The 22,678-nt window shown below is 66.7% G+C and carries 25 protein-coding genes; 12 read left to right on the top strand and 13 right to left on the bottom strand.

Annotation, left to right across the window (positions count from 1 at the left end):
• Positions 1–43: 43 nt before the first annotated feature.
• Positions 44–1,381, top strand: coding sequence for a hydroxymethylglutaryl-CoA synthase (gene hmgB / locus ACFQI8_RS03850; protein WP_390242887.1), 1,338 nt, complete (start codon positions 44–46; stop codon positions 1,379–1,381).
• A gap of 108 nt (positions 1,382–1,489) precedes the next feature.
• Here hmgB and ACFQI8_RS03845 read toward each other — a convergent pair whose 3' ends face one another.
• Together ACFQI8_RS03845 and ACFQI8_RS03840 are read right to left on the bottom strand one after the other, a co-directional pair.
• Positions 1,490–1,792 (bottom strand): DUF5789 family protein, encoded by a 303-nt coding sequence (locus ACFQI8_RS03845; protein WP_390242886.1) that lies wholly within the window; start codon positions 1,790–1,792, stop codon positions 1,490–1,492.
• Positions 1,793–1,924: 132 nt separating this feature from the next.
• Positions 1,925–2,632, bottom strand: a complete 708-nt coding sequence (locus ACFQI8_RS03840; RefSeq protein WP_004062555.1) for a helix-turn-helix domain-containing protein — start codon at positions 2,630–2,632, stop codon at positions 1,925–1,927.
• 140 nt (positions 2,633–2,772) lie between these two features.
• Here ACFQI8_RS03840 and ACFQI8_RS03835 point away from each other — a divergent pair, with 140 nt between their 5' ends.
• Together ACFQI8_RS03835 and ACFQI8_RS03830 are read left to right on the top strand one after the other, a co-directional pair.
• The gene (locus tag ACFQI8_RS03835) at positions 2,773–3,417 is read left to right on the top strand and encodes a metal-dependent hydrolase (RefSeq protein WP_390242885.1); all 645 of its coding nucleotides are present in this window, start codon (positions 2,773–2,775) and stop codon (positions 3,415–3,417) included.
• A 58-nt stretch (positions 3,418–3,475) separates the two neighbouring features.
• Positions 3,476–4,015, top strand: a complete 540-nt coding sequence (locus tag ACFQI8_RS03830; protein WP_390242884.1) for a GNAT family N-acetyltransferase — start codon at positions 3,476–3,478, stop codon at positions 4,013–4,015.
• Positions 4,016–4,063: 48 nt separating this feature from the next.
• On the opposite strand, the gene ACFQI8_RS03825 is transcribed toward ACFQI8_RS03830, so the two are convergent.
• The 3 genes from ACFQI8_RS03825 to ACFQI8_RS03815 form a co-directional block, all read right to left on the bottom strand.
• Positions 4,064–4,645, bottom strand: coding sequence for a DUF7978 family protein (locus tag ACFQI8_RS03825; protein ID WP_390242883.1), 582 nt, complete (start codon positions 4,643–4,645; stop codon positions 4,064–4,066).
• A gap of 160 nt (positions 4,646–4,805) precedes the next feature.
• Positions 4,806–5,453 carry a GNAT family N-acetyltransferase gene (locus tag ACFQI8_RS03820; protein ID WP_390242882.1) on the bottom strand — a complete coding sequence of 216 codons (648 nt, stop codon included), beginning with the start codon at positions 5,451–5,453 and terminating at the stop codon, positions 4,806–4,808.
• Positions 5,450–6,088, bottom strand: coding sequence for a GNAT family N-acetyltransferase (locus tag ACFQI8_RS03815; RefSeq protein WP_390242881.1), 639 nt, complete (start codon positions 6,086–6,088; stop codon positions 5,450–5,452). Before ACFQI8_RS03815 ends, ACFQI8_RS03820 begins: the two co-directional genes overlap by 4 nt.
• Before the next feature lie 205 nt (positions 6,089–6,293).
• Here ACFQI8_RS03815 and ACFQI8_RS03810 point away from each other — a divergent pair, with 205 nt between their 5' ends.
• From ACFQI8_RS03810 to ACFQI8_RS03800, 3 genes are all read left to right on the top strand, one after another.
• Positions 6,294–6,686, top strand: coding sequence for a DUF8058 family membrane protein (locus tag ACFQI8_RS03810; RefSeq protein WP_390242880.1), 393 nt, complete (start codon positions 6,294–6,296; stop codon positions 6,684–6,686).
• A 102-nt stretch (positions 6,687–6,788) separates the two neighbouring features.
• Positions 6,789–8,261: a replication factor C large subunit gene (locus ACFQI8_RS03805; RefSeq protein WP_390242879.1), complete on the top strand. Its 1,473-nt coding sequence runs from the start codon at positions 6,789–6,791 to the stop codon at positions 8,259–8,261.
• 108 nt (positions 8,262–8,369) lie between these two features.
• Positions 8,370–9,431 (top strand): zinc-dependent alcohol dehydrogenase family protein, encoded by a 1,062-nt coding sequence (locus ACFQI8_RS03800; RefSeq protein ID WP_390242878.1) that lies wholly within the window; start codon positions 8,370–8,372, stop codon positions 9,429–9,431.
• Between the two features lie 29 nt (positions 9,432–9,460).
• On the opposite strand, the gene ACFQI8_RS03795 is transcribed toward ACFQI8_RS03800, so the two are convergent.
• The 5 genes from ACFQI8_RS03795 to ACFQI8_RS03775 form a co-directional block, all read right to left on the bottom strand.
• Entirely contained in the window at positions 9,461–9,691 is a 231-nt protein-coding gene (locus ACFQI8_RS03795; RefSeq protein WP_390242877.1) for a DUF8106 domain-containing protein, read from the bottom strand.
• Positions 9,692–9,761: 70 nt separating this feature from the next.
• Positions 9,762–10,490, bottom strand: a complete 729-nt coding sequence (locus ACFQI8_RS03790; RefSeq protein WP_390242876.1) for an amino acid ABC transporter ATP-binding protein — start codon at positions 10,488–10,490, stop codon at positions 9,762–9,764.
• A complete protein-coding gene (locus ACFQI8_RS03785) occupies positions 10,487–11,320 on the bottom strand; it encodes an amino acid ABC transporter permease (RefSeq protein WP_390242875.1) in 834 nt (277 codons plus the stop codon). Before ACFQI8_RS03785 ends, ACFQI8_RS03790 begins: the two co-directional genes overlap by 4 nt.
• A gap of 49 nt (positions 11,321–11,369) precedes the next feature.
• Positions 11,370–12,182 (bottom strand): basic amino acid ABC transporter substrate-binding protein, encoded by an 813-nt coding sequence (locus ACFQI8_RS03780; RefSeq protein ID WP_390242874.1) that lies wholly within the window; start codon positions 12,180–12,182, stop codon positions 11,370–11,372.
• A 264-nt stretch (positions 12,183–12,446) separates the two neighbouring features.
• Complete coding sequence (locus ACFQI8_RS03775) at positions 12,447–13,280, bottom strand: COX15/CtaA family protein (RefSeq protein WP_465261704.1); 834 nt, start codon at positions 13,278–13,280, stop codon at positions 12,447–12,449.
• A gap of 178 nt (positions 13,281–13,458) precedes the next feature.
• On the opposite strand from ACFQI8_RS03775, the gene ACFQI8_RS03770 reads away from it, so the two are divergent.
• The 3 genes from ACFQI8_RS03770 to ACFQI8_RS03760 all read left to right on the top strand — a co-directional run bounded on the left by ACFQI8_RS03770 (position 13,459) and on the right by ACFQI8_RS03760 (position 18,386).
• Positions 13,459–14,730, top strand: coding sequence for an RNA-guided endonuclease InsQ/TnpB family protein (locus ACFQI8_RS03770; RefSeq protein WP_390242873.1), 1,272 nt, complete (start codon positions 13,459–13,461; stop codon positions 14,728–14,730).
• A gap of 162 nt (positions 14,731–14,892) precedes the next feature.
• Positions 14,893–15,999 carry a M24 family metallopeptidase gene (locus ACFQI8_RS03765; RefSeq protein WP_390242872.1) on the top strand — a complete coding sequence of 369 codons (1,107 nt, stop codon included), beginning with the start codon at positions 14,893–14,895 and terminating at the stop codon, positions 15,997–15,999.
• Positions 16,000–16,130: 131 nt separating this feature from the next.
• Positions 16,131–18,386 carry an NADP-dependent malic enzyme gene (locus tag ACFQI8_RS03760; protein ID WP_390242871.1) on the top strand — a complete coding sequence of 752 codons (2,256 nt, stop codon included), beginning with the start codon at positions 16,131–16,133 and terminating at the stop codon, positions 18,384–18,386.
• A gap of 28 nt (positions 18,387–18,414) precedes the next feature.
• Here the strand turns inward: ACFQI8_RS03760 and ACFQI8_RS03755 are convergent, their stop codons facing one another.
• The gene (locus ACFQI8_RS03755) at positions 18,415–18,609 is read right to left on the bottom strand and encodes a hypothetical protein (protein WP_390242981.1); all 195 of its coding nucleotides are present in this window, start codon (positions 18,607–18,609) and stop codon (positions 18,415–18,417) included.
• A 142-nt stretch (positions 18,610–18,751) separates the two neighbouring features.
• Positions 18,752–19,390: a ribonuclease H family protein gene (locus ACFQI8_RS03750; protein ID WP_390242870.1), complete on the bottom strand. Its 639-nt coding sequence runs from the start codon at positions 19,388–19,390 to the stop codon at positions 18,752–18,754.
• 111 nt (positions 19,391–19,501) lie between these two features.
• Here ACFQI8_RS03750 and ACFQI8_RS03745 point away from each other — a divergent pair, with 111 nt between their 5' ends.
• A complete protein-coding gene (locus ACFQI8_RS03745; protein WP_390242869.1) occupies positions 19,502–20,437 on the top strand; it encodes a DMT family transporter in 936 nt (311 codons plus the stop codon).
• A gap of 19 nt (positions 20,438–20,456) precedes the next feature.
• Here ACFQI8_RS03745 and ACFQI8_RS03740 read toward each other — a convergent pair whose 3' ends face one another.
• Complete coding sequence (locus ACFQI8_RS03740; protein ID WP_390242868.1) at positions 20,457–20,765, bottom strand: transcriptional regulator; 309 nt, start codon at positions 20,763–20,765, stop codon at positions 20,457–20,459.
• 344 nt (positions 20,766–21,109) lie between these two features.
• On the opposite strand from ACFQI8_RS03740, the gene ACFQI8_RS03735 reads away from it, so the two are divergent.
• Positions 21,110–21,376: a DUF8028 family protein gene (locus tag ACFQI8_RS03735; protein WP_390242867.1), complete on the top strand. Its 267-nt coding sequence runs from the start codon at positions 21,110–21,112 to the stop codon at positions 21,374–21,376.
• Between the two features lie 256 nt (positions 21,377–21,632).
• Positions 21,633–22,616, top strand: coding sequence for an aldo/keto reductase (locus ACFQI8_RS03730; protein WP_390242866.1), 984 nt, complete (start codon positions 21,633–21,635; stop codon positions 22,614–22,616).
• The last annotated feature ends 62 nt before the right edge of the window (positions 22,617–22,678 follow it).

The raw sequence follows: 22,678 nt of genomic DNA, 5'->3' as shown, positions 1-22,678 counted from the left end.
CCCCATCGACAAAACCTTATCCCTCGGTTCTGTAGCATCGACCATGACTTCCGTCGGCATCGACGCCATGGAGATTTGGACGGGCAAACTCGTGTTAGACCTCCCCAACACCTTCGCGCCGGTGAAGGGCGAAGACCCGGAGAAGTACACGAAGGGTCTGGGTCTCCACACGTCGTCGTTCCCGGACGTGTACGAGGACATCGTCACGATGGGGGCGAACGCCGCCAAGCAACTGATGGACCGAAAGGGCCTCACGCCCGCGGACATCGGCCGCATCGACGTGGCCACCGAGTCCGCGTTCGACAACTCCAAGCCGGTGTCGACGTACATCGCCGGCTGTCTCGAACAGGTGTACGACGGCGACTTCCGCCACGCCAACAAGGGCGAGCGCAAGTTCGCGTGCATCGCCGGTACCCAGAGCCTCGACGACGCCTACAACTGGATTAAGGCGGGTCGCAACCGCGGTCGCGCGGCGCTCGTCATCGCCACCGACACCGCCCTTTACGAGCGCGGCGACCCCGGCGAGGCGACGCAGGGCGCGGGTGCGGTCGCGATGCTCATCGACGAGGACCCGGACCTCGTCGAACTCTCGACCGAGCAGGGCTACGGCAGTATGGACGAGACGGACTTCCTCAAGCCGAACCAGCAGTTCCCCTCCGTGGACGGCAAGCGCTCCATGCAGGTGTATCTCGCCCGGATGCGCGAGGCGCTCGAAGACTACGAGAGCGTCGCGGGTCGCACCCACCCCGACCTGTTCGAGTACATCCCGTTCCACACGCCGTTCCCCGGCATGGTTCGGAAGGCGGCGCTCCTCGGGTTCCGTCACATGACCCGCGACACCGACATCGAAGACGACCTCGAAGCCGAAATCGGCCGCCAGCCCCGCGAGGAGGACTTCGAGACGTGGGACGACTACGAGGAGGCCATCCGCGGCTACATGGACGAGCTGAAGACGACCGAGCAGTACCGCGAGTGGTACGGCCGCGTCATCGAGCCGACGCTCGACATCTCCAGCCGCGTCGGCAACTGGTACACGGGCTCGGTCCACATCGCCCGGCTGTCGGCGCTCATCGCCGCCGCGGACGAAGGAAAGGACATGACCGGAAAGTCGCTTCTCGTCGGTTCGTACGGCTCCGGCGCGCAGGCGGAGATTCACGCCGAGACGGTCCAAGAGACGTGGCTCGACGAGATCGAAGCCGTGGACGTCGACGACCAGCTCGCGGCCCGCACCGAGATCTCTTTCGACGACTACGAACTCATCCACGACGTGCACAACCACGAGAAGGAGATCGAGGTCGAGGAGTTCACCCAACCCGAAGCCGAGTTCGTCTTCACGGGCTGGGGCCGGATGAACGAGCGCCGCTACGACTACGTGGAGTAGCGGGGACCGTCCGCGCGAGCGAAGCGAGCGCGGAGACGAAGCGCCTCGCGGCGCTTCGGAAGGACGACTACGTGGAGTAGCGGGAGGACCGCCTCCGAACCCCGGTCGTCAGAACGAACGGGCTTGGTCCGGCAGTATCGACCACGAGTCCGCCGGGTCCGCCCCTCGGTCGTCGTAGAACTTTCTGCCGATGTAGTCGTCGCTCACGCTCCCGAGTATCGTGTTGTACAGGTCGGTGGCCGACTCGTAGGTCTCGGCTCCGAGCGGGGCGAGGATGGTCTCGACGGTCTCCGCGTCGTCGACGTTCGGCGCGGCCACCTCGATGTCGCCGGCGCGTTCCAGCACGCGTTCGGTCGTGACCGGGAACTCGAACGCCGTTTCGAGGTGTGATTGGAGGGCGCGAATGTCCATGAACGGACATCGTCGCGGTCGCCCTTCGGCTTTTTTCGCCTTCTGGCGGACACTCTGGAAATTCGAATCGAACGGAGCCGAACGGAATGAAACCGAATCGAACCGGGCGGAAAGCGGGAGACGGCGGCGAACTCAGGGAAGCTTCCGCAGGTCTTCGAGCATCTCGTCTAAGTCGCGGTCGGTCACGGCGAGGGCGAAGCCGTCGATGGTGGCGAGCGCGGGCGCGTGCTCCCAGAGGTCGTCCTCCGAGAGACCGTGGAGGACGACGGCGTTCGGCGTCGGCGTGACGACGCGCATGGCGACGAGCGGCGACTCGCCGCGGGTGACGCCGGTGAACACGAGCGCCCGACTCGTCGACTGCCCGTAGAGCCGGTAGAACTCCTCGGAGGAGAGCCGCGTGATGGCCTGAATGCTGTTGATGACGGTGTGACCGCTGATGCGGTCTTGGTCGCCGTCGACGATTGGCGTCGCGCCGATGGCGTCGTAGAAACTGTCCAGCGGAATCGACGTGGGGTACTCCCGGAGGTCTTGGACGATATCGCTCTCGAAGCCGGCCGAGAGGACGCGGGCGTACTGCCGGATGCGACTGCCGCCGCGGGCCTCGTCGATGTCGAGAAGCGCCTCGACCATCCGGCGGATGACGCCGATGCCGGGGCTCTCGCGGCGGCCGCTCTCGTAGTCGGAGACGACCGACGACGATACGTCCAACTGCTCGGCGAGCGCCGTCTGGGAGATGTCGAAGTCGGTCCGCCACTTCCGGAGCGTCGCGCCGGGGTCGTCCGAGAGGGTGATCTCGCCCGCGATGCGGCGGGCGAGGTCGTCGCGCGGTGCCGCGGTCATCGCGAACACCTCGGTCCGACGGACGAGTGAGTCATGGGACTACGTGCGCGAGTGTCCCGCAAAAGGGTGTCGAAAGTGGTAGTCGTCGCCTGACGAACCCCGTGGGAACCCTGAAGGTCGTCGGCCGACCACTACGCGGTATGCCATCGACCCTCGTCCACGTCGCGGTCGGCGGACTCGTCGGTGTCGCCCTCCTCGGTCGCTGGTTCGACGCCCGGTCGGTCGGCGTCGCGCTCGTCGCCGCCGCGGTTCCCGACCTCGATTCGTTCACCAGCACGCTCCTGCCCGGGAGCCACCGCGCGCTCCTCCACACGCTCTTGCTCCCGCTCGCGCTCGTCGCGTTCGTGGTCTACGACACGCGGATTCGGGACCCCGAGCGCTCCGCGATTCGCGGTCGCTGGGGAGCCCGCGGGGTCGCAGTCGCGTGGGTCGGCATCGCCGCGCTCCTCTGCGGCGGCGTCTTCCCCGACCTGTTCACCAACGGCGTCAACGCGTTCTACCCGCTACACGACGCGTTCTACGCCGTCAACGGGCGCGCCGAGTGGTCGAGCACGCGCGGGTTCGTCCAGACGTTCGTCGAGCTACGACCCGCGTCGCCGCCGCCGACGACGGAGACGCTCCACTACAGCACCGTGGTCGACCCCTCGCCGGGCGCGGAGCCCGAGAACGTCGAGCGAATCGCTCCGCTCGCCTCGTCCGGACTGGAGCTGATGCTCGTCGTCCTCGGGACGGGCGTGGTCGGCGGGCGACTCCTGTCGGAGCGCCTGCGTGGGGGCTCGGAGTGAGCCGAGAACGCGGCCGCGACTCCGAGCGTTCATAACCGATGGCCACGCACCCGTGTGCATGAGCGAACCACTAGATGGCGTCGAGGTGCGACCGTACGAACCGGGCGACGCGGCCGCGTTCTGGGAACTGAAACGCGGGTTCGAACTCGGCCTCGGCGCGGGGACCGGCGGCGACGACAAGCTGTCGACGTACGAGGCCAAACTCACCGACGACTACCGCAAGCGATACCTCTCGTGGGTCGAGCGCTGTGCGACCGACGACCCCGGGTGCGTCGTCGTCGCCGAGACGGCGTCTGAGGGCGTCGAGAGCGGCTACGGTGAGGACGCGACGCTCGTCGGTTACGCCTTCGCGCTCCCCGAGGAGATGACGTACATCTGGGATGCGGCCGTGCTCAACGAACTGTTCCTCGACGCCGACTACCGCGGCACGGGCGTCGCCGACGAGCTCATGGCGGCCGTGTTGGACCACGCGCGCTCGCAGGACCTCCCCCTGGACCGAATCGTCCTCGACGTGGACGAGGCGAACGGTCGGGCGCGGGCGTTCTACGAGCGCTACGGCTTCGACCACTGGGGCGAACTCGTCGCGCGCGACCTCTGAGGTCAGGAAACCGAAGGACCGGCGAGCCCAACGGGCGGGCGTCCGTGACTACCGGAGCGCCGCGGCCGCGACGCCGCCGACGGTGCCGAGGACGGCGGGATAGGCGACGCCCGCGAGGAGCGCGGACGTCACCGGGTCGGGGCCGATGGCCGACTCGCCGACGCTGACGGTGAACAGTGCGATACCCGCGAGCGCGAAGACGAGGTACCCGACGGCCGTTCCCGCGCCGGCCAGCGCGCCCGCCCGCGTCGAGGATGCGCCGCTGACGACGGCGGCGAGCGCGCCCGCGGCGAGGAGCGCGACCGCGGGCACGACGTAGAGCACCGGCGAGAACGCCTCGATGTTCTCGATGAGGTTCGCGCTGGAGGTCGTTCCGAACAGACCGGGGAACCGCGTCGTCACCCCGTGGGCGCTCATGAACACCCAGCCGACGACCTTCCACGTCGAGATGTCGGAGCCGAGGGCTTCGAGCACTTGGCTGGCCGCCGAGTTCTCGATGGTCGAGGCGGACAGCAGGTAGGTGACGAGGTAGCCGAACAGGGCCGCCCCGAGACCGGCGACGCCGCCGCCGCCGACCGACCGAAGCGTCGATGGTGTGGAACCGGGCGTCGATTCGGGTGTCGTTGACATCGTGTCGGGAGGGATTGTCGTTCTCCCGTAAATGTCTCGTGGCCGGCGTGCGTGGGGGTCTCGCGGTACGATGTGGCGAGATACGGCGTCCACACCGCGACCCGCGCCAACGACGGTCTGACGGGCGGCCGCGTCATCGCCGGCGTCGAATAACGATGGCTCAGCGAACGTCGTCGGGGGCGACGCCCCAACGGAACTCCGCGTCGTAGTCGCCGCCGGTCGTTGCCAGCCAGTCCTCGCGGGACACGCTGTAGCGGAGTTCGTCGGTCGGCTCGCCGTCGACGACGATGCTGTTTCGGTCGCGCCCGTCGAGGCCGCCGCCGAGCGCCGCCATGTACTTCTCGATTGCTCGCTTCGATTTCTCGTTCTCAGCGACGTGCGACACCGAGACGACTTCGAGGTCCAGCGCGTCGAACGCGAGCGCCGCCAGCGCCGCGGCGCGCTCGCCCGAATAACCGCGACCCCAGTAGCGCGGGTGGAGCCACAGCCCGAGCCGGCCGACGCGGCGGTCCCACTCGGTGTGGAGCCCGCCGAAGCCCGCAATCTCGCCCGCGCCGTCTTCGCCCTCGCGCGGGATAACCGCGTAATCGGCGGTCTCGGCGTCGACCCAACTCGACTCCCCGCGGTCGAGGAACTCCGTCGTCACTTTCGGCGTCTCGTGGCGCGACCACGGCATGTACCGGGTCACGTCGTCCATCTCGGGGGCCGAACACAGGTCGTACGCCTCGTGAACGCCGACGTACTTCGGGCGGCGGGCGACCAACCGGAGCCGCGGTGTCTCGACGACGGTTGGGTAGAGGTCACTCACTCGCTGTCCTCCCAGCGGAACGCGGCGTCGTAGTCGCCGCCGGTCGCGTCTTCCCACTGCTCGCGGGTCACCGACCAGCCGCGAACGTCGCGCGGCGTCCCGTCGGCGTCGACGGTCTCGTTGGGGAACAAGCCGTCTTCCTGCCCGCCGAAGCGGTCGGTGTATTTCCGGATGGCGCGACACGACGCCTCGTTTTCGGGCATGGCGTACGCGAGCGCGACGTCGAGGTCGAGCACGTCGAAGACGGCGGCGAAGAAGGCGGCCGCCCGCTCGCCCGAGTAGCCGCGGCCCCAGAACTCCTTGCGGAGCCACATGCCGAAGACGGCCCGGCGCTTGTCCCACTCGGGGTTGAAGCCGGCGGTGCCCGCGAACTCGCCCGCGCCGTCCTCACCGTCCCGGGGGAAGACGGCGTAGATGGCGTTTTCAGCCGACTCGTGACCTTCTTCGGCCTGTTTGAGGAACTCCAGCGTCTCCTTGGGCGTCTCGTGGGGGTTCCACGTGACGAACTCGGTCTCCTCCTCGATGGTGTCCGACCGCGAGGCCGCGAACTGCTCGTAGGCGTCCAACGGGTCGACGACCTCCCGCGACAGGGCGCGGAGCCTGAGCCGCGGGGTCACGATTTCGTCGGGGAACATGGAACGGAGTCCACTCGGAGGGCAGTAATAAGCTTTCTGAGTATTGACAGATAGCGACGTAGAACCCACCTGGACCGGCCGCGGCCCTCGGACCGGTCGGATTCGAACACGTTCCGGGCGCACACACGTTCTCCCGCGCGTGAACCCGGAGGTGCGTATTTGTGGTGGGAGCGCGTCTAGCGAGGACGGAACGGAGTGAAACGAGATGGATTGGGAGCGAACGGTGGGCGGCTACGCGCTCGTCATGGGAGCCGTGGCGCTCGCCATCTGGGTGTTGACCGTCGACAGCGGCCCGGTGATGGAACCGCGGACCGGCCCGTTCACGCTGTTCGCGTCGCTCGTCTTGGGGGGGTTGACCGGCGTGTCGCTTCTGGCGGCGGGTGTGGGCCTCGTCCGGCGACAGTTGTGGGCGCGACCGCTCAGCCTCGTCGCCTTCGGTCTGCTTTTCGCCGGCGTCATCGACAGCGCCGGCTACTACGCCGCCGTCGGGCGAGTCGGCGTCGTCGTGGCGCTGTTCGTCGTCTGCCTCGCCACGCTCGCGGCGCTCGGGTGGTCGCTCGTCGACGCCCGAAACCGGGCGCGGCGGTCGGCGTGGTGAGCCGGCGTCTGCGTCGGTGAGTCCCCCGGAACTTCGGCGGGTCGTCCGGCCGGCGCGCGGCGCTCCGCAACCACTAAACGCGCCTCGGTCCACCTTCCGGTAATGGTAGACTGGACGGAGAAGTACCGCCCATCGACGCTCTCCGAGGTCCGCGGCAACAACAAGGCCCGCGACGCCCTCGCGGAGTGGGCCGAGACGTGGGACGACCACCTGGAGGCGGTCGTCGTCCACGGGAGCCCGGGCATCGGAAAGACCTCCGCGGCCCACGCGCTCGCCGCCGACATGGGCTGGGAGACGGTCGAGTTGAACGCGTCGGACCAGCGCACCGGCGACGTCATCGAACGCTTCGCCGGCCGCGCCGCGAAGAACGCGACGCTCGCCGGCTCGTCGGCGGGCACGTCCACCCGGCAGTTGGTCATTCTCGACGAGGCCGACAACATCCACGGCAACTACGACCGCGGCGGGGCCAGCGCCGTCACCCGCCTCGTCAAGTCGTCAAGCCAGCCCATCGTCCTCATCGCAAACGAGTTCTACGACATGAGCCGCGGGCTTCGGAACGCCTGTCAGGAGATCGAGTTCCGCGACGTGGCCGCCCGCTCTATCGTCCCCGTCCTCCGCGACATCTGCCGCAAGGAGGGACTGGAGTTCGAGTCCGACGCGCTCGACCGCATCGCCGAGATGAACAGCGGCGACCTTCGCTCGGCCGTCAACGACCTCCAAGCCATCGCCGAGGGACGCGAGAAAATCACCGAGGAGGACGTGGTCATGGGCGACCGCGACCGCTCTGTCGGCCTGTTCGAGTTCCTCGACGCCGTCCTCAAAGAGGAGTCCGCACAGGACGCGCTGTACACCGCCTACGACGTGGACGAGACGCCCGACGACCTCACGAAGTGGGTCGAAGACAAGGTGTCGCTGGTCTACGAACCCGACGAACTCGCCCGCGCCTACGACTTCCTCGCCAACGCCGACCGCTGGCTCGGCCGCGTGCGCGCCACGCAGAACTACTCCTACTGGCGCTACGCGACCGACAACCTCGCCGCCGGCGTCGCGGCCTCCCGCGACCGGACCCGCGGCGGGTGGACCCGCTACGGCGGCGCGCCCTACCGCTCGACCCGCGACAAGACCCGCGACACCGTGGTGCGGAAAATCGCGCAGAGCGGCGGCTTCAGCATGGCGACCGCCCGCCGCGAGGTCCTCCCGTACCTCTCGGCTATCACCCATCACTGCAAGCCCCGCGAACTGACCGTCGCCACGGCCGCCTACTACGAGTTCGACGAGTCGCACGTCTCCTTTGTCACCGGGAGCGGCGAGACGACGAACAAGGTCCAGTCCATCGTCGAGGACGCCGGCGAACTCCGCGAGGAACTGGTCGAAGCACACGCCGGCGGCGCGTTCGCCGGCATGGAAGACGTGGCCGTCGAGGGCGACGCCGCGGCCGCCGACGGCGACGGTGACGGTGACGACGGCTCTGACGACGTGCTCGACCGCGACGCCGACCCCGACGACGCGGCCGAGGGCGACGACGCCGACGCCGCGGCCGACGACGGGCAGTCCGGCCTCGACGACTTCTTCTGAGGGGGCCTGCGCGCCGCGTTTCCGCCGTGTTCCCGCCGCGTTTCCGTCGCGCCGCCGTCAGAGATTGACGCCACGGGGCTTTTTCCGGCCGCCCGTCGAACCGCGCGTATGAGAGCCGCAGTCCTTCGCGAACACGGTGAACCGCTCGACGTGACAGAACTTCCCGACCCGACGTGTGACCCCGACGGCGTCGTCGTCGACGTCGAGGCCTGTGGCATCTGCCGGAGCGACTGGCACTCGTGGATGGGCCACGGCGAGTGGGCCGACGACGCGGTCCCTCCCGGCCAGATTCTCGGCCACGAGCCCGCCGGCCGCGTCGTCGAGGTCGGCGACCGCGTCGAGACGATTCGGGAGGGCGACCGCATCGCCTTACCGTTCAACCTCGCCTGCGGTTCGTGCGGCTACTGCCAGACCGGTCACGGCAACGTCTGCACGGGCGACCATCCGCACGCCCTCGGCTTCGAACGCTCCGCGCAGGGCGCGTTCGCGGAGTTGGTACATCTGCCGTCTGCCGATTACAACGCGATTCGACTCCCCATGGATGTCTCACCGACCGACGTGGCCGCGCTCGGCTGTCGGTTCATGACGGCCTACAACGCCCTCGACGCCCGCGCCGGCCTCCGCGCGGGCCAGTGGGTCGCCGTCCACGGCTGTGGCGGCGTCGGCCTGTCGGCGATTCAGGTGGCGAACGTCCTCGGCGCGCGCGTGGTCGCCGTCGACGTGCGCGAGTCCGCGCTCGACGCCGCGACCGACCTCGGCGCTGACGCCGTCGTCGACGGCTCCGCGGAGGACCCGGTGGACGCCATCCGCGGGCTGACCGACGGCGGGGCGCACGTCTCGCTCGACGCGCTCGGCGTCGCGGAGACCTGCCGGAACTCGGTTCGGTCGGTTCGGCCGCGGGGCTCGCACGTACAGGTCGGCCTGACGACCGCGGCCGAACAGGGGAACGTGTCCCTGCCGACCGACTGGATGACGAGACACGAGGTGTCGTTCCTCGGCGCGCGCGGGATGCCGCCGACGAGCGCGGACGACCTGCTCTCCCTGCTCGCGTCGGACGCGGTCGACCCCGGCTCGCTCGTGACGAGGACCGTCTCGCTCGACGAGGTTCCGGAACGGCTGGCCGCGATGACCGACTACGACACCGTCGGCGTCGAAGTGATGGTTCCGTAAAAGCGGAGTTCGGCGGTTCGGACGCCCGGTCAGGGCGTCGGCGTCGGCGCTCGACGCCCTTCGGACGGCTCGTCGTCCAGCCCGCGCCAGACGACCGCGCCGCAGTCGGGGCAGTCGAGTCGGACCGCGCGGCCGTCGCGCGTCCGTTCGGGCCACGCGTCGATGTCGGCGGCGCGGCCGCAGGTCTGACAGAAGAGGACGGCCTTGGTGCGTTCGCTATCGGGGGGTTCGTGACTGAGTTCGCGGGGAGCGTAGTTCATGCCGCAGGAAGCGTCGTTTCCGGGGATAAGCTTGTTGGAAGATTTCGGGTGTGTGCCCAGTTCCCCCGTCTCAGAGGAGTTTCGAGAGGAACTGCTTGCCGCGGTCGGTCTTCGGGTTCTCGAAGAACACCTCGGGCGGCGAGTCCTCGACGACGCGGCCGTCGGCCATGAGGACGATGCGGTCGCCGACCTCGCGGGCGAACCCCATCTCGTGGGTGACGACGAGCATCGTCATGCCCTCGTTGGCGAGGTCGTGCATCACGTCGAGCACCTCCCCGACGAGTTCGGGGTCGAGCGCGCTCGTGACCTCGTCGAACAGCATCACGTGGGGGTCCATAGCGAGCGCGCGAGCGATGGCGACGCGCTGTTGCTGGCCGCCGGACAGTTGGTTCGGATAGGAGTTCGACTGCGCGCCGAGGCCGACGCGGTCGAGTAGTTCGTCGGCGCGGCGCGTGGCGTCTCCGCCTTTGAGGCCCTTGACCTTCGTCGGCGCGAGCGTCACGTTCTCCCGCGCCGTCTTGTGGGGAAAGAGGTTGAAGCTCTGGAACACCATGCCGATGCGCTGGCGCAGGCGGTTGATGTCCGCGTCCGCCGCGGAGATGGACTGGCCTTCGAGTCGAATCTCGCCGCCCTGAATCTCTTCGAGGCGGTTCGCACAGCGGAGGAGCGTCGATTTCCCGGACCCCGAAGGGCCGATGACGACGCACACTTCGCCCTCTTCGACGTCGAGGTCGATGTCCTTCAGGACGTGGGTCTCGCCGAAGTACTTGTCCACCCCGTCGAATTCGAGGAGGCTCATCGGCGGTCACCTCCCCAGTCGGAGCGGGCTTCGAGGTAGCTGACGATTTTGCCGAGCGGGATCGTAATCATGAGATAGGCGATGGCGACGAGAAGAATCGGCGTCCACGGGTCGAACGTGGTCGAGTTGACGTTGCGGAACGCGCTGATGAGTTCCGGGATGGCGATGACCGTGAGGAGCGAGGTGTCCTTCACGAGGATGACCTGGTCGTTGCCGATGGCGGCGAGCGCGTTGCGCCACGCCTGCGGGAGGACGACCTCGCGCATGCCCTGCACGTAGGACATCCCGAGCGAGCGGGCGGCCTCCATCTGACCCTCCGGGACGGCGTCGATACCCCCGCGGACGGCCTCGCCGACGTAGGCGGCGTGGTTGAGCGTCAGTCCGATAATCGCGGTCGGAATCGCCCAGTTGGAGATGGGGAACTGCCCCGGCGGCCAGAACGCCGGAATCCCGACGTAGATGACGAGCAACTGGAACAGAAGCGGCGTGCCGCGGAAGAACTCGACGTAGGCGGTCGCAACGGTGTTGGTGAACTTCGTGTTCGACACCCGACCGAGGCCGACGAAGACGCCCGCGGTGACGGACAACAGACTCCCCACGAGGACGATACCGAGCACCCGTAGGAACGCGTTGACGAACTGCGGGTGGATAATCTCGACGAGGAGTCCGAAATCGACCTGCGTGAAGATAATCGCCGCGATGAACCCGCCGACTCCGAGCGTGAATAGCCCGGCGATGGCCGCACCCAGTCGCCTGAGCGTTTTGTCGTTCAAGAACTGCTCTTGGTACTCACCGTCTCCGGTTCGTCCCTCGGAGTAGGATTCAGCCATTGGTAGTGTTTCTCACAGTGGTGGGATAAAAAAGGCGTCCTGATTCGGCTTATCCGGAGAAGTACTCCGAGTAAATCTCGTCGTACGTGCCGTTGTCGCGGATGGTCTGTAGCGCGCCGTTGACCTCCTCGCGCAGGTCGTCGTCGTCCTGGCGGAAGCCGATGCCGTACTCCTCGACGGTGAGAGTGAGGTACGGCGGGGCGTTCTCCTTGCCCTGTTCCTCGGCGGCACCGGGACCTTCGAGGAACCGGACGTCCTCGCTCTGGTCGACGAAGGCGGCGTTGACGGTGTTGTCGTTGACGACCGCGCTGACCTGGTTGTTCCGGAGCGCGTCGAACGCGCCGGTCACCTGGTCGTAGCTCTGAATCGTCAGGTCGCCGTCGAACTCCTCTTTGAGGCTGGTCGCGGCGCTCTCGCCGGTCGTCCCCTTCTGGACGCCCACGGTGACGCCCCGGAGGTCCTCCTTCGAGGAGATATCACTGCTGTTGAGGACGATAACCGTCTGGTACGCGGTGAAGTACGGGTCCGAGAAGTCGATCTGCTCCGCGCGGTCCTCGGTGATGGTCATCGCGGACATGATGACGCGGAAGTTCCCGTTGTTGAGCGAGGGGATGATGCTGTCGAAGCTCGTCTTCTGGAACTCGTGTTCGTAGTCGAGTTCCCCGAAGACCGCCTCGGCGATGTCGACGTCGAAGCCGACGAGTTCGCCCTCGGTCGTCTCGTACTCGAACGGCCGGTACGGGATGTCCGAGCCGATGGTTATCGTCTCGCTACCACTGCCGCCGCCGCCGCCGAGACAGCCGGCCAGCGTGAACGCGGCCGCGGCCCCGGCGGAGCCCTTCAGAAAGGTGCGACGTTCCATAACAGACCTCAGGTAACACAGCCCCGTATAACACTTCTTCGGTCCGTTCGTCAATTCGTTCCGATATTGACGAAAAATATCCGGGAATTGTGTGGATGGGTGAGATATACCTCTAACCGTGAAACGGATTCGTTATATCGGCGTTTTATCGAAGTAGTGTACAACTCGAACTGGAAAAGTTGGGTGTATCGCCGATAGTCATCTGATTTCTTGTATTTTTGCTGTTAAACAGAGCACGACCCGAACCGGGGTCGCGCTCCCCCGTCAGTCGGCGTCGTTCGTCGCGCCGGCTTGCGGTACCGGGAGGCCGCCGCGGACGAGGACCGCCGCGCCGACGACGAGGACGAGCGCGAGGACCGTCCCGCCGAGGTGGGCGAGTTCGAGCACCGGGCCGTACACCTGCCGGCCGGCGATGAGGAGCGCGACCACCACGACGCTCGCGGGCGCGGTGACGAATCTGAGTCGGCCGTAGGCGTCCGCCCGCAGGCCGTGGGCGGCGTTCGCCCAGAGGGTGACCGCGACGAGCGCGGCGTAGGTTGTGAGCCCGACGACGTAGTAGACGGCCTGCGTGGTCGGGCCGAAGGAGACGAACGCGTGGGGCGCGAGGACGAGCATGACGGGCGCGCCGACGAGCGCCAGTCTGACCGCGTCGGCGATGCGGGGGATGCCGCGGTCGACGAGCCCCCACGCGGCGGCGGCGACGACGGCGGTGAAGATGGAGGTCGCGACCACGTAGTGGGCGGTGAGGATGACCCACTCGTACTCGGTGACGGTGAGCGCCCCGAGGACGATTTGGAACGGGAGGACGACCGTGGCGACGACGAGCGCGTAGCGGACCCCTTTTGCGACGCCCTCGCGCCACGCCTGCACGGTCGTCCCGAGGATGAGAAAGCCGGTGAGCATGGCGACGAGGCGGTGGAACCATTCGAGGAAACTGCCCCAGTTGGCCGGGAACAGTCCGAGGAAGCCGTCGCAGAACGGCCAGCGGCCGGCGCAGGTGAGCCCAGCGCCCGCGGCGGCGGTGTACACGCCGAGGACCATCAGAACGCCGGTCATCGCGGCGGCCCCCGCGAGGAGGCGACGAAGCCGAGGTGTCATAGGCGTGGGTCGGGACCGCGCGAACTTATACATGGCGAGGAGAATACCCGTGCCTGAAGGCGCGGGATGAATCCGTCAACCCCTCCACTAACCACGTTCGATAGCACGCCCCGATATTCCACGCCCGCTCGTTACTTTTAATATACTAATCCTCATAAGTATTTATGAACATAGTCAGATGCTGGAGACAACCCGCACCTATCGAGCGACAATCGTCAATCACTCGCAAGTGAGTGACGACCTTGATGACTGCGGACACTCCGCGTCGAAACTGTGGAACGTCGCCCGCTACCACATCCAGCAAGAATGGAACGATACCGGCGAGATTCCGTCTGAAGCCGACCTCAAGCGCGAATTAAAAGACCACGAACGATATAGTGACCTCCATTCTCAGTCAAGTCAGCGCGTTCTCGAAGAACTCGCTGAGTCGTTCACCGGTTGGTTCAAAAAGCGCAAGAACGGCGACACAGATGCGAATCCGCCCGGCTACCGAAAGCGAGGTGACAACCACCCACGCTCCACCGTGACGTGGAAGCAGCACGGCATCAAACACGACACCTCGAAGAATAGGCTCCGTCTCAGCAAGGGGTTCAACCTCAAAAGCCACCGTTCGGACTTCATCCTCTGCGAGTACGAGACGCGTCCAGACGTGACCGTAGAGAACATCCAGCAAGTGCGAGCCGTGTGGAACGGCGACAGATGGGAACTGCACCTCGTCTGCAAAGAGGTCGAAATCCCCGTTGAGGACGCTCCCGGCGATAACACCGCCGGTATCGATCTCGGCATCAAGAACTACCTCGCCATCGCTTACGACGACGGTGAGGCGGAGTTGTATTCGGGGAACGTGCTGAAACAGGACAAACACTACTTCACCCGTGACGAGTACGATACTGAAGGCGAGAACGGGCCGTCACGTCGTGCGCTTCGCGCTCGCCAGAAGCTCTCGCGTCGGAAAGACCACTTCCTGCACGCACTCTCCAAGCACATCGTCGAGCAGTGTATCGACCACGAGGTCGGTCGTATCGCCGTCGGTGACTTGAGCGATATTCGAGAGGACGAAAATGGTGACTCTCGGAATTGGGGTACACGTAGAAATAAGAAACTCCACGGCTGGGAGTTCGACCGGTTCACTCGTCTGCTCGAATACAAGGCCGAAGAACACGGGATTCTCGTAGACCGCAAGAGTGAGCGAGATACGTCAAAGACGTGTTCGTGCTGTGGGCGGAAGCGTGAGGCGAACCGCGTGGAGCGTGGGTTGTACGTCTGTGAGTCGTGCGGTGTGACGATGAACGCGGACGTGAACGGTGCGGTGAACATTCGCAGAAAAATAACTCAGAATCCTCCGACGGAGGATATGAGTAACGGTCGTTTGGCACGGCCAGTAGCCTACCTGTTCACTCAAACCTCGGGGCGTTTTGCACCGAGCGAGCAGGCGGGTTGCAAACCCTAATATCCCAACTGCGGTCGGGATTCCCGCGTCTTTAGGCACGGGAGGATGTCAAATCTCGTCGGTATGGTCCTCGAAGGCGTCGTCGTGAGGGTGGTCGCTCGCGCGGGTAACATGCCCCATCCGAGTCGTCCCATTCAAGTCGGTTCGGTTGGACGCGCGAACATGGACGAGCGACTCGACTCCCGAGCGGACCGACTCGACGCGTATCTCGAAGACCGCGACCTCGAAGCGGTCTGGTTCGCCCGACCGAACTCCTTCGCGTGGCTCCTCGGCGGCGACAGCGTCGTCGACCGCGACTCGCCGCTGGGCGTCGCGGCCGCCGGCTACGACGGCGACGAGTTCCACGTCGTGACGGACAACATCGAAGCGACCCGCCTGCTCCACGAAGAACTGCCCCACGAGGACGTTCGCGTCCACCGGTTCCAGTGGTACGAGGGCTCGCTGGCGTCCGGCGTTGAGGCGGTTTCGCCGACCCCCGCCGCCGCCGACTTCGACGTCCCCGGCTTCGCGGACGTGGACGCCTCGGCGGTCCGCCAGCCGCTTTCGGACGCCGACATCGAGGCCTACCGCGAACTCGGCCGCGACGCGGCGAGCGCGGTCGAACGAGTTTGCCGCGAACTCGCGCCGGGCGACACGGAACACGAGGTCGCCTCCGGTCTGAAGGTCACGCTCAGCGCGATGGGCATCGAAGCGCCGGTGGTGCTCGTCGGCGGCGGGCGGCGCGCCCAGAAGTACCGCCACTACACGCCCAAGAAAGAGGAACTCGGCGACTACGCCCTCGTCTCCGTGACGGCCCAGCGCGGCGGCCTCTACGCGAGTTGCACGCGGACCGTCGCGTTCGACGCGCCCGAGTGGCTCGAACCCCGCCACGAGGGCGCGATGCGGGTCGAGACCGAGGCGCTGGCGGCGACCCGAAAAGCGGCCGCGGAGGGCGGCACCGCGGGCGACGTGTTCGACGCCATCCGCGACGCCTACGACGCGGTCGGCGAGTCCGAGGAATGGCTGAACCACCATCAGGGCGGCGCGGCCGGATTCGCCGGCCGGGAGTGGTTCGCCACGCCCGACGCCGACGACGCGGTCCGCGCGCCGATGGGCTACGCCTACAACCCGACCATCCAAGGTGCAAAGAGCGAGGATACCGCGCTCGTCACCGAGGACGGCGTCGAGGTGCTGACCGCGACCGGGCGCTGGCCGACCCGGACCGTGACAGACGCCGACGAGACGGTCGAACTCGAACGGCCGGAAATTCTTCACATCGAAGCGGAGTAATTTTTCGAGCGTGGCGGCGTCGATTCGTCGCCGCGACCTCGCCGCCGTCCGCCGGAGATTCGACTATTGTCGAAGTTAAAATTCGACGTTGTTGAATAGCTTTTTGCCCCCTGCGTGAGGACGTGTGGTTCATGGGACTGGACGACGACTCACGGGAATATCACAGACAGGACCCGCCCGGAAAAATCGAGATTGCGACGACGAAGCCGACGAACACTCAGCGCGACCTGAGTCTGGCGTACTCGCCGGGCGTGGCCGCGCCGTGTCTCGACATCGCCGACGACGAAGACGCCGCCTACGAGTACACGGCGAAGGGCAACCTCGTCGGCGTCGTCTCCAACGGTTCTGCGGTGCTCGGGCTGGGGAACATCGGCGCGCAGGCGTCGAAACCGGTGATGGAGGGCAAGGGCGTGCTGTTCAAGCGCTTCGCCGACATCGACGTGTTCGACATCGAACTCGACATCGCGGACGTGGACGACTTCGTGGCGGCGACGAAGGCGATGGAGCCGACGTTCGGCGGCATCAACTTGGAGGACATCAAGGCCCCGGAGTGCTTCGAAATCGAACGACAGCTCCGCGAACAGATGGACATCCCCGTGTTCCACGACGACCAGCACGGCACGGCCATCATCTCCGGCGCGGCGCTTTTGAACGCCGCCGACGTCGCCGGCAAAGACCTCGACGACCTCGATATCGTCTTCTCCGGGGCGGGCGCGTCCGCGCTCGCGACGGCGCGGTTCTACGTCTCCCTCGGCGCGAAAAAAGAGAACATCACGATGTGCGACTCCTCGGGCATCATCACCGAGTCGCGCGTCGAGGCGGGCGACGTCAACAAATACAAAGCCGAGTTCGCACAGCCGGTCGACGAGGGGTCGCTGTCGGACGCAATCGAGGGCGCGGACGTGTTCGCCGGCCTCTCGGTCGGCGGCATCGTCAGCCAAGAGATGGTGCAGTCGATGGCCGACGACCCAATCATCTTCGCGATGGCGAACCCCGACCCCGAAATCACCTACGAGGACGCCAAGGACGCCCGCGAGGACACGGTCATCATGGCCACGGGGCGCTCTGACTACCCGAATCAGGTGAACAACGTCCTCGGCTTTCCCTTCATCTTCCGCGGCGCGCTCGACGTGCGCGCGACCGAAATCAACGAGGCGATGAAGCGCGCGGCCGCCGAGGCGCTCGCCGAACTCGCCCGGCAGGACGTGCCCGACGCGGTCGTCAAGGCCTACGGCGACCACCCGCTCCAGTTCGGCCCCGACTACGTCATCCCCAAGCCGCTGGACCCCCGCGTGCTGTTCGAGGTCGCCCCCGCGGTCGCGCAGGCGGCGATGACCTCCGGCGCGGCCCGCGAGCGCCTCGATATGAACGAGTACCGCGAGCGCCTCGAAGCCCGCCTCGGCAAGTCCCGCGAGATGATGCGCGTCGTCCTCAACAAGGCGAAGTCGAACCCCAAGCGGGTCGCTCTCGCCGAGGGCGAAGACGAGAAGATGATTCGCGCCGCCTACCAGATGCAGGAGGAGGGCATCGCCGAACCCATCCTCGTCGGGAAGACGGCGACGATACTGCGGAAGGCCGAAGAGTTGGGCCTCGACTTCGACCCGACCATCGCCAACCCCCGCGACGGCGAGTGGGACCACTACGTCGACCGCCTCTACGAACTTCGACAGCGCAAGGGCGTCACGGAGTCCGAGTCCGAGGAACTCGTCCGTCGCGACTCGAACTACTTCGCCAGCGTGATGGTCGAAGTCGGCGACGCGGACGCGATGCTGACGGGGCTGACCCACCACTACCCCTCGGCACTCCGCCCGCCGCTCCAGATTATCGGCACCGCCGACGACGCCAACTACGCGGCCGGCGTCTACATGATGACGTTCAAGAACCGCGTCGTCTTCTGCGCCGACACGACCGTCAACCTCGACCCCGACGAGGAGATTCTCGCGGAGATTACGAAGCACACCGCGGACCTCGCCCGCCAGTTCAACGTCGAGCCGCGCGCGGCGTTGCTCTCGTACTCCAACTTCGGGAGCGTCACGAACGAGGGGACGCGCAAGCCCCGCGACGCCGCGACGCTCCTGCAGGACGACCCCGACGTGGACTTCCCGGTCGACGGCGAGATGCAGGCCGACACCGCCCTCGTCGAGGACATCCTCGAAGGCACCTACGACTTCGCCGAACTCGACGAGCCGGCGAACCTGCTCGTGTTCCCGAACCTCGAAGCGGGCAACATCGGCTACAAGCTCCTCCAGCGCCTCGGTGGCGCGGAGGCCATCGGCCCGATGCTCGTCGGCATGGACAAACCGGTTCACGTCCTCCAGCGCGGCGACGAGGTCAAGGACATCGTCAATCTGGCGGCGACGGCGGTCGTGGACGCGCAGGAGGAGTAACGCGCAGTCTGTCTTCGGTTTTTATCACCTACCCGAACTCGACCCATGCGACGGCGACGCCCAGTCCGACTGCGGGCGGGGCCGCGTAGAGCGCGAACGTCGTCGAATCCGGCGGCGAGAAGCACGCGGCGAAGCCGACGAGACAGAAGAGGGATAGCCCTCTCCCTCTCGTCCGCCCGGCGAGTCGCCGCGAGAGTGCGTCGCCGCTCTCCGTGGGGTCCATACGTCCGGCGTCGTCGCTCCGCGTTGTCAACTCTTTGACGGTGAAGTGACCGGCCGGCGGCGGGGCGGCGGCGGATGAGACCGCTCGCGCTCGGCGGCCCACTCGATGGGCGGGGCGAACGGGTCTCAGCGACGCCTCGCGCTCAGTCGCTCGCGCGCCCTTCGAACCGCGAGGGCGGGAGGTAGCTCACGTCCGTGCCGGAGTCCGTCTCGAACTCAGGGGGGTCGGGGAGCACACAGCGGTCGGCGCGCCGGTTGACGTGTTCGTACTCGCGCGGCGCGTTCGCCAGCGGGTGCGCGGGGTTCTCGCGACTGTCGATTCGGGCGGCGCGAAGCTCACCGAACCCGGCGATGCGGGCCTGAATCCCCCGCCAGTGGTGTTCGCTTCCGGCGGGAACGACGATGCGCTTCGGCGACTTCCAGTCGGGGTGGTCGCCGGCGAGAACGGCGTTGTTGACGTTCGCGGCGAGGTCGTCGTGGTCGACGAGGACGCCCACGCGAGCCCCCGGCGGCGCACGATGGGCGAGCACGTCTAGTCCGAGGTGAAGTGCTCGATACTCCGAGACGTTGTTGTCCGGCGGCACGTCAGGGAGTGCGATACGGGCGACTCGCTCGCCGTCGCGGGTCTCTATCACCGCACCGAGTCCACCGCCGTTCGGGCGGTACGACCCGTCCGTCGCGACGTAGAAGTGCCGTTGATGCGTGCGCGGCGGGTGTGCGATGTGAGGCGTCGGCGACTCGTCGAACAAGTCCCGAAGTGTGGGACGGCCGGTCACGGCCATACGAACGTCTCGGAGATGAGACGTAATAAACGTACCCCGTTTTCGGGGGGTCGGGAACCTGCGACCGGGCCGTAACGAAACGTTCAGGCCCCTCCCGGTCGCACCATCGCTGTGACACGGTACCGAAACGTTGGTCTGTTCGTCGTCCTCGCCGCCGTCTGGGGGTCCGCGTTTATGGCGATCAAAGCCGGGCTGGAGTTCTTCCCGCCCGTGCTGTTCGCGGCGCTCCGGTACGACGTGGCGGGGGTAGTGATGCTCGCCTACGCGCTGTACGCCACCGACTCGCCGCTCCCGCGCGGCAGGGCCGAGTGGAGCGAAGTCGCCATCGGCGCGGTGTTCCTCATCGCCGCGTACCACGCGCTTCTGTTTATCGGCGAGACCGACCCCACCGTGACGAGCGCCGCCGCGGCTGTCATCGTGAGCCTCAGCCCGGTTCTCACCACCGGATTCGCGCGACTCCTGCTCCCGAGCGAGCGACTCACCGCGCTCGGCGTCGTCGGTCTCCTCCTCGGACTCGTCGGCGTCGCGGTCCTCTCGGAACTCGACCCGAGCAACCTCCTCGCCGGCGGCACGGTCGCGAAACTCCTCATCTTCGGTGCGGCCGCCGCGTTCGCCCTCGGCTCCGTCCTGACCCGTCGGGTCGACTCCGAGATGCCTATCGAGACGATGGAGGCGTGGTCGATGCTTCTCGGCGCGGGGCTGATGCACGTCGCGTCCGTCGGGCTCGGTGAGAGCATCGGCTCGGTCGACCTCACCGTCCAGTCCGTCGCCGCGCTCGCGTACCTCTCGCTGGCGGCGAGCGCGCTCGGCTTCCTCATCTACTTCGACCTGCTCGCGCGGCTCGGTCCCATCGAGATTAACCTCGTGTCGTACGTCGCACCCGTCTTCGCGGCGCTCTCCGGCTGGGCGTTCCTGAGCGAGGTCCCCACCTCGTCCACGGTCGGCGGGTTCGCGCTCATCTTCCTCGGGTTCGTCCTCCTGAAGCGCGGGGCGATTCGGCGCGAACTCCGGTATCGCCTCGGCGACGGCGCCGGCGCGACCGACTGAAACACGCGGCTATACGCGGCTACGCGTCCGTCGTGTCCGCCGCATCCGCCGCGTCCGCCCGCTCGACCGACTCCACTTCTCCGACCATCGTCCAGCCGTCCTCGCCGGGGCGCTGACGACCGACGACGACGGCGTCGTTGTTCTCCGTCGTCGCGAACCGATAGACCGCGTCGTCGACGGCGCGCCGTCCCTCGGCCTGAAACTCCGTCTGGAAGAACTCCGCGCTCGCCAGCGTGAACGTGCCGTCTATCTCCTCGCCGACGACGAGGTGCATGGCGTTCGGGTGGATGTTGTACATGCGCTTTGCGACGCGATTGAGTTCGGGCATCACCCCGACAGTCGCGCTCGCGGGCTAAATTCCTGCGGGAGCGACGGCGGCCGAAGACGCCGGCGGCCGCCCGACGAACCGCGTGTCGGGACGAACGCATGGCGCTAGGTCGGGTCGGTCAAAATCCGAGACGGTCAGGGGATACAGACTGTTCGGGAACACAAGAATAATGTGTGAATAAAAGAATTAGAGACGTGTATAAAGTATTAGGCTGTCTCTCAGATTCCTATAAAATTTCACGTTTATCTGACGGTCGCGAGTAAACGAGTATGAAACGAATCGAATTCTCGTACCTAATTATGACCCCTCCGCACCATGTTGTGTTCGTAGGTGCCCTCCAACCAATGTCGAACTCCCCATCTACGGTCCCCCGTGAACGCCTCTCCCAACTCCGTGAGGCTCTCACGGAAGAACGGTCGCTTCGCCTCGGCTTCGAACTCGTCGCCGCACCGCTTCGGTTCGTCGGCTTCTGGGCCGCAGTCGCCCTCCCGTTCCTGTATGTTCCCCTGCTGTTCGGCGGCCTCGAATCGAGCGAGTTCACCGTCTTCGGCGCGCTTCTCGCGCTCAACGCACTCGCGCTCGTGCTCGGCCACAACTACGCCCGCTCGTAGGCGACGGGGTCGAAACGGTTCGTGTCCGCGGCTCACACCGACGCGACCTGCGTGTTCCCGCCACTTCCGCACCCGACGTCCGCTCGTTTCTCCCGACCCTCTTCCCCTCCGCTTCCGGCGCGCCTCCACCGCGTCCCCCGCGATTCTCGCCCGTCTCTCGGGACTCCGTGCGCCCGCCCGGCCACTACCGCACATTCCTCATTTTTGACCGTCCGGAATCGAGTCGCTTTAGCGCGGTCCGGTCTTCGGAGTCGGTATGTCGCTCGCGATGGTTCCACTCGGACGGACGGGAACGACGGTCTCCGAACTCGCGTTCGGGACGTGGCGGTTCGGTCGACAGAACGACGACGGCGAGGTCGAGGTCGGCCGCGACCGCGCCCACGAACTGCTCGACGCGTACGCCGCCGCCGGCGGGAACTTCATCGATACCGCCGACATGTACGGCGACGGCGCGAGCGAGCGGTACATCGGCGACTGGCTCGGAGAGCGCGACCGCGAGGAGTTCGTCGTCGCGTCGAAAATTTTCTGGCCCACGCGCGAGGACGCCAACGGCCGCGGCCTCAACCGGAAACACCTCCGCCGCCAGATGGACCGCATTCTCGACCGACTCGGCACTGACTACGTCGACCTGCTGTACATCCATCGGTGGGACGACGAGACACCGGTCGAGGAGTTCATGCGGACGCTCGACGGGTTCGTCCGCGACGGGAAGGTGAACTATCTCGGCACCTCGACGCTCGAACCCAACGCCTGGAAGGTCGTCAAGGCGAACGAGCTCGCCGACAAGCGCGGTTACGAGCCGTTCAAAGTCGCCCAGCCGCGGTACAACGCCGTCAACCGCGAAATCGAGGGGAACTACCTCGACATGTGCGCCGACTACCATATCGGCGTCGTTCCGTGGTCGCCCTTGGCCGGCGGCTTCCTCACCGGCAAGTACGCCCGCGACGAGCGCCCGCCTGCGGACTCCCGCGCGGCGAACGACCAGCGGTTCGCCGACTCCTACCTCACGCCGTCGAACTTCGACACGCTCGAACAGGTCGAGGAGGTCGCCGAGGCGGTCGGCGCGTCGCCCGCGCAGGTCAGCCTCGCGTGGCTCATGCATCACCCGCAGGTCACCGCGCCGATTGTCGGCGCGCGCACGGTCGACCAACTCGGCGAGAACGTCGCGGCCGCGGACATCGACCTCACGCCCGAACAGTTCGAACGAATCTCGGTCGCGAAGCGTCGCGTGTCCGCGTAACGCGTTCGTCGCCGCGCCCCCGAACCGTCAGGTGTAGGTGTCGTCGGCGGGTATCGGCGCGT

Source organism: Haloferax chudinovii (genome assembly GCF_042663345.1).
GTDB classification, from domain to species: Archaea; Halobacteriota; Halobacteria; order Halobacteriales; family Haloferacaceae; genus Haloferax; species Haloferax chudinovii.
Note: the sequence above shows the minus strand (reverse complement) of the source record. Positions and strands in the feature narration are given on the sequence as shown.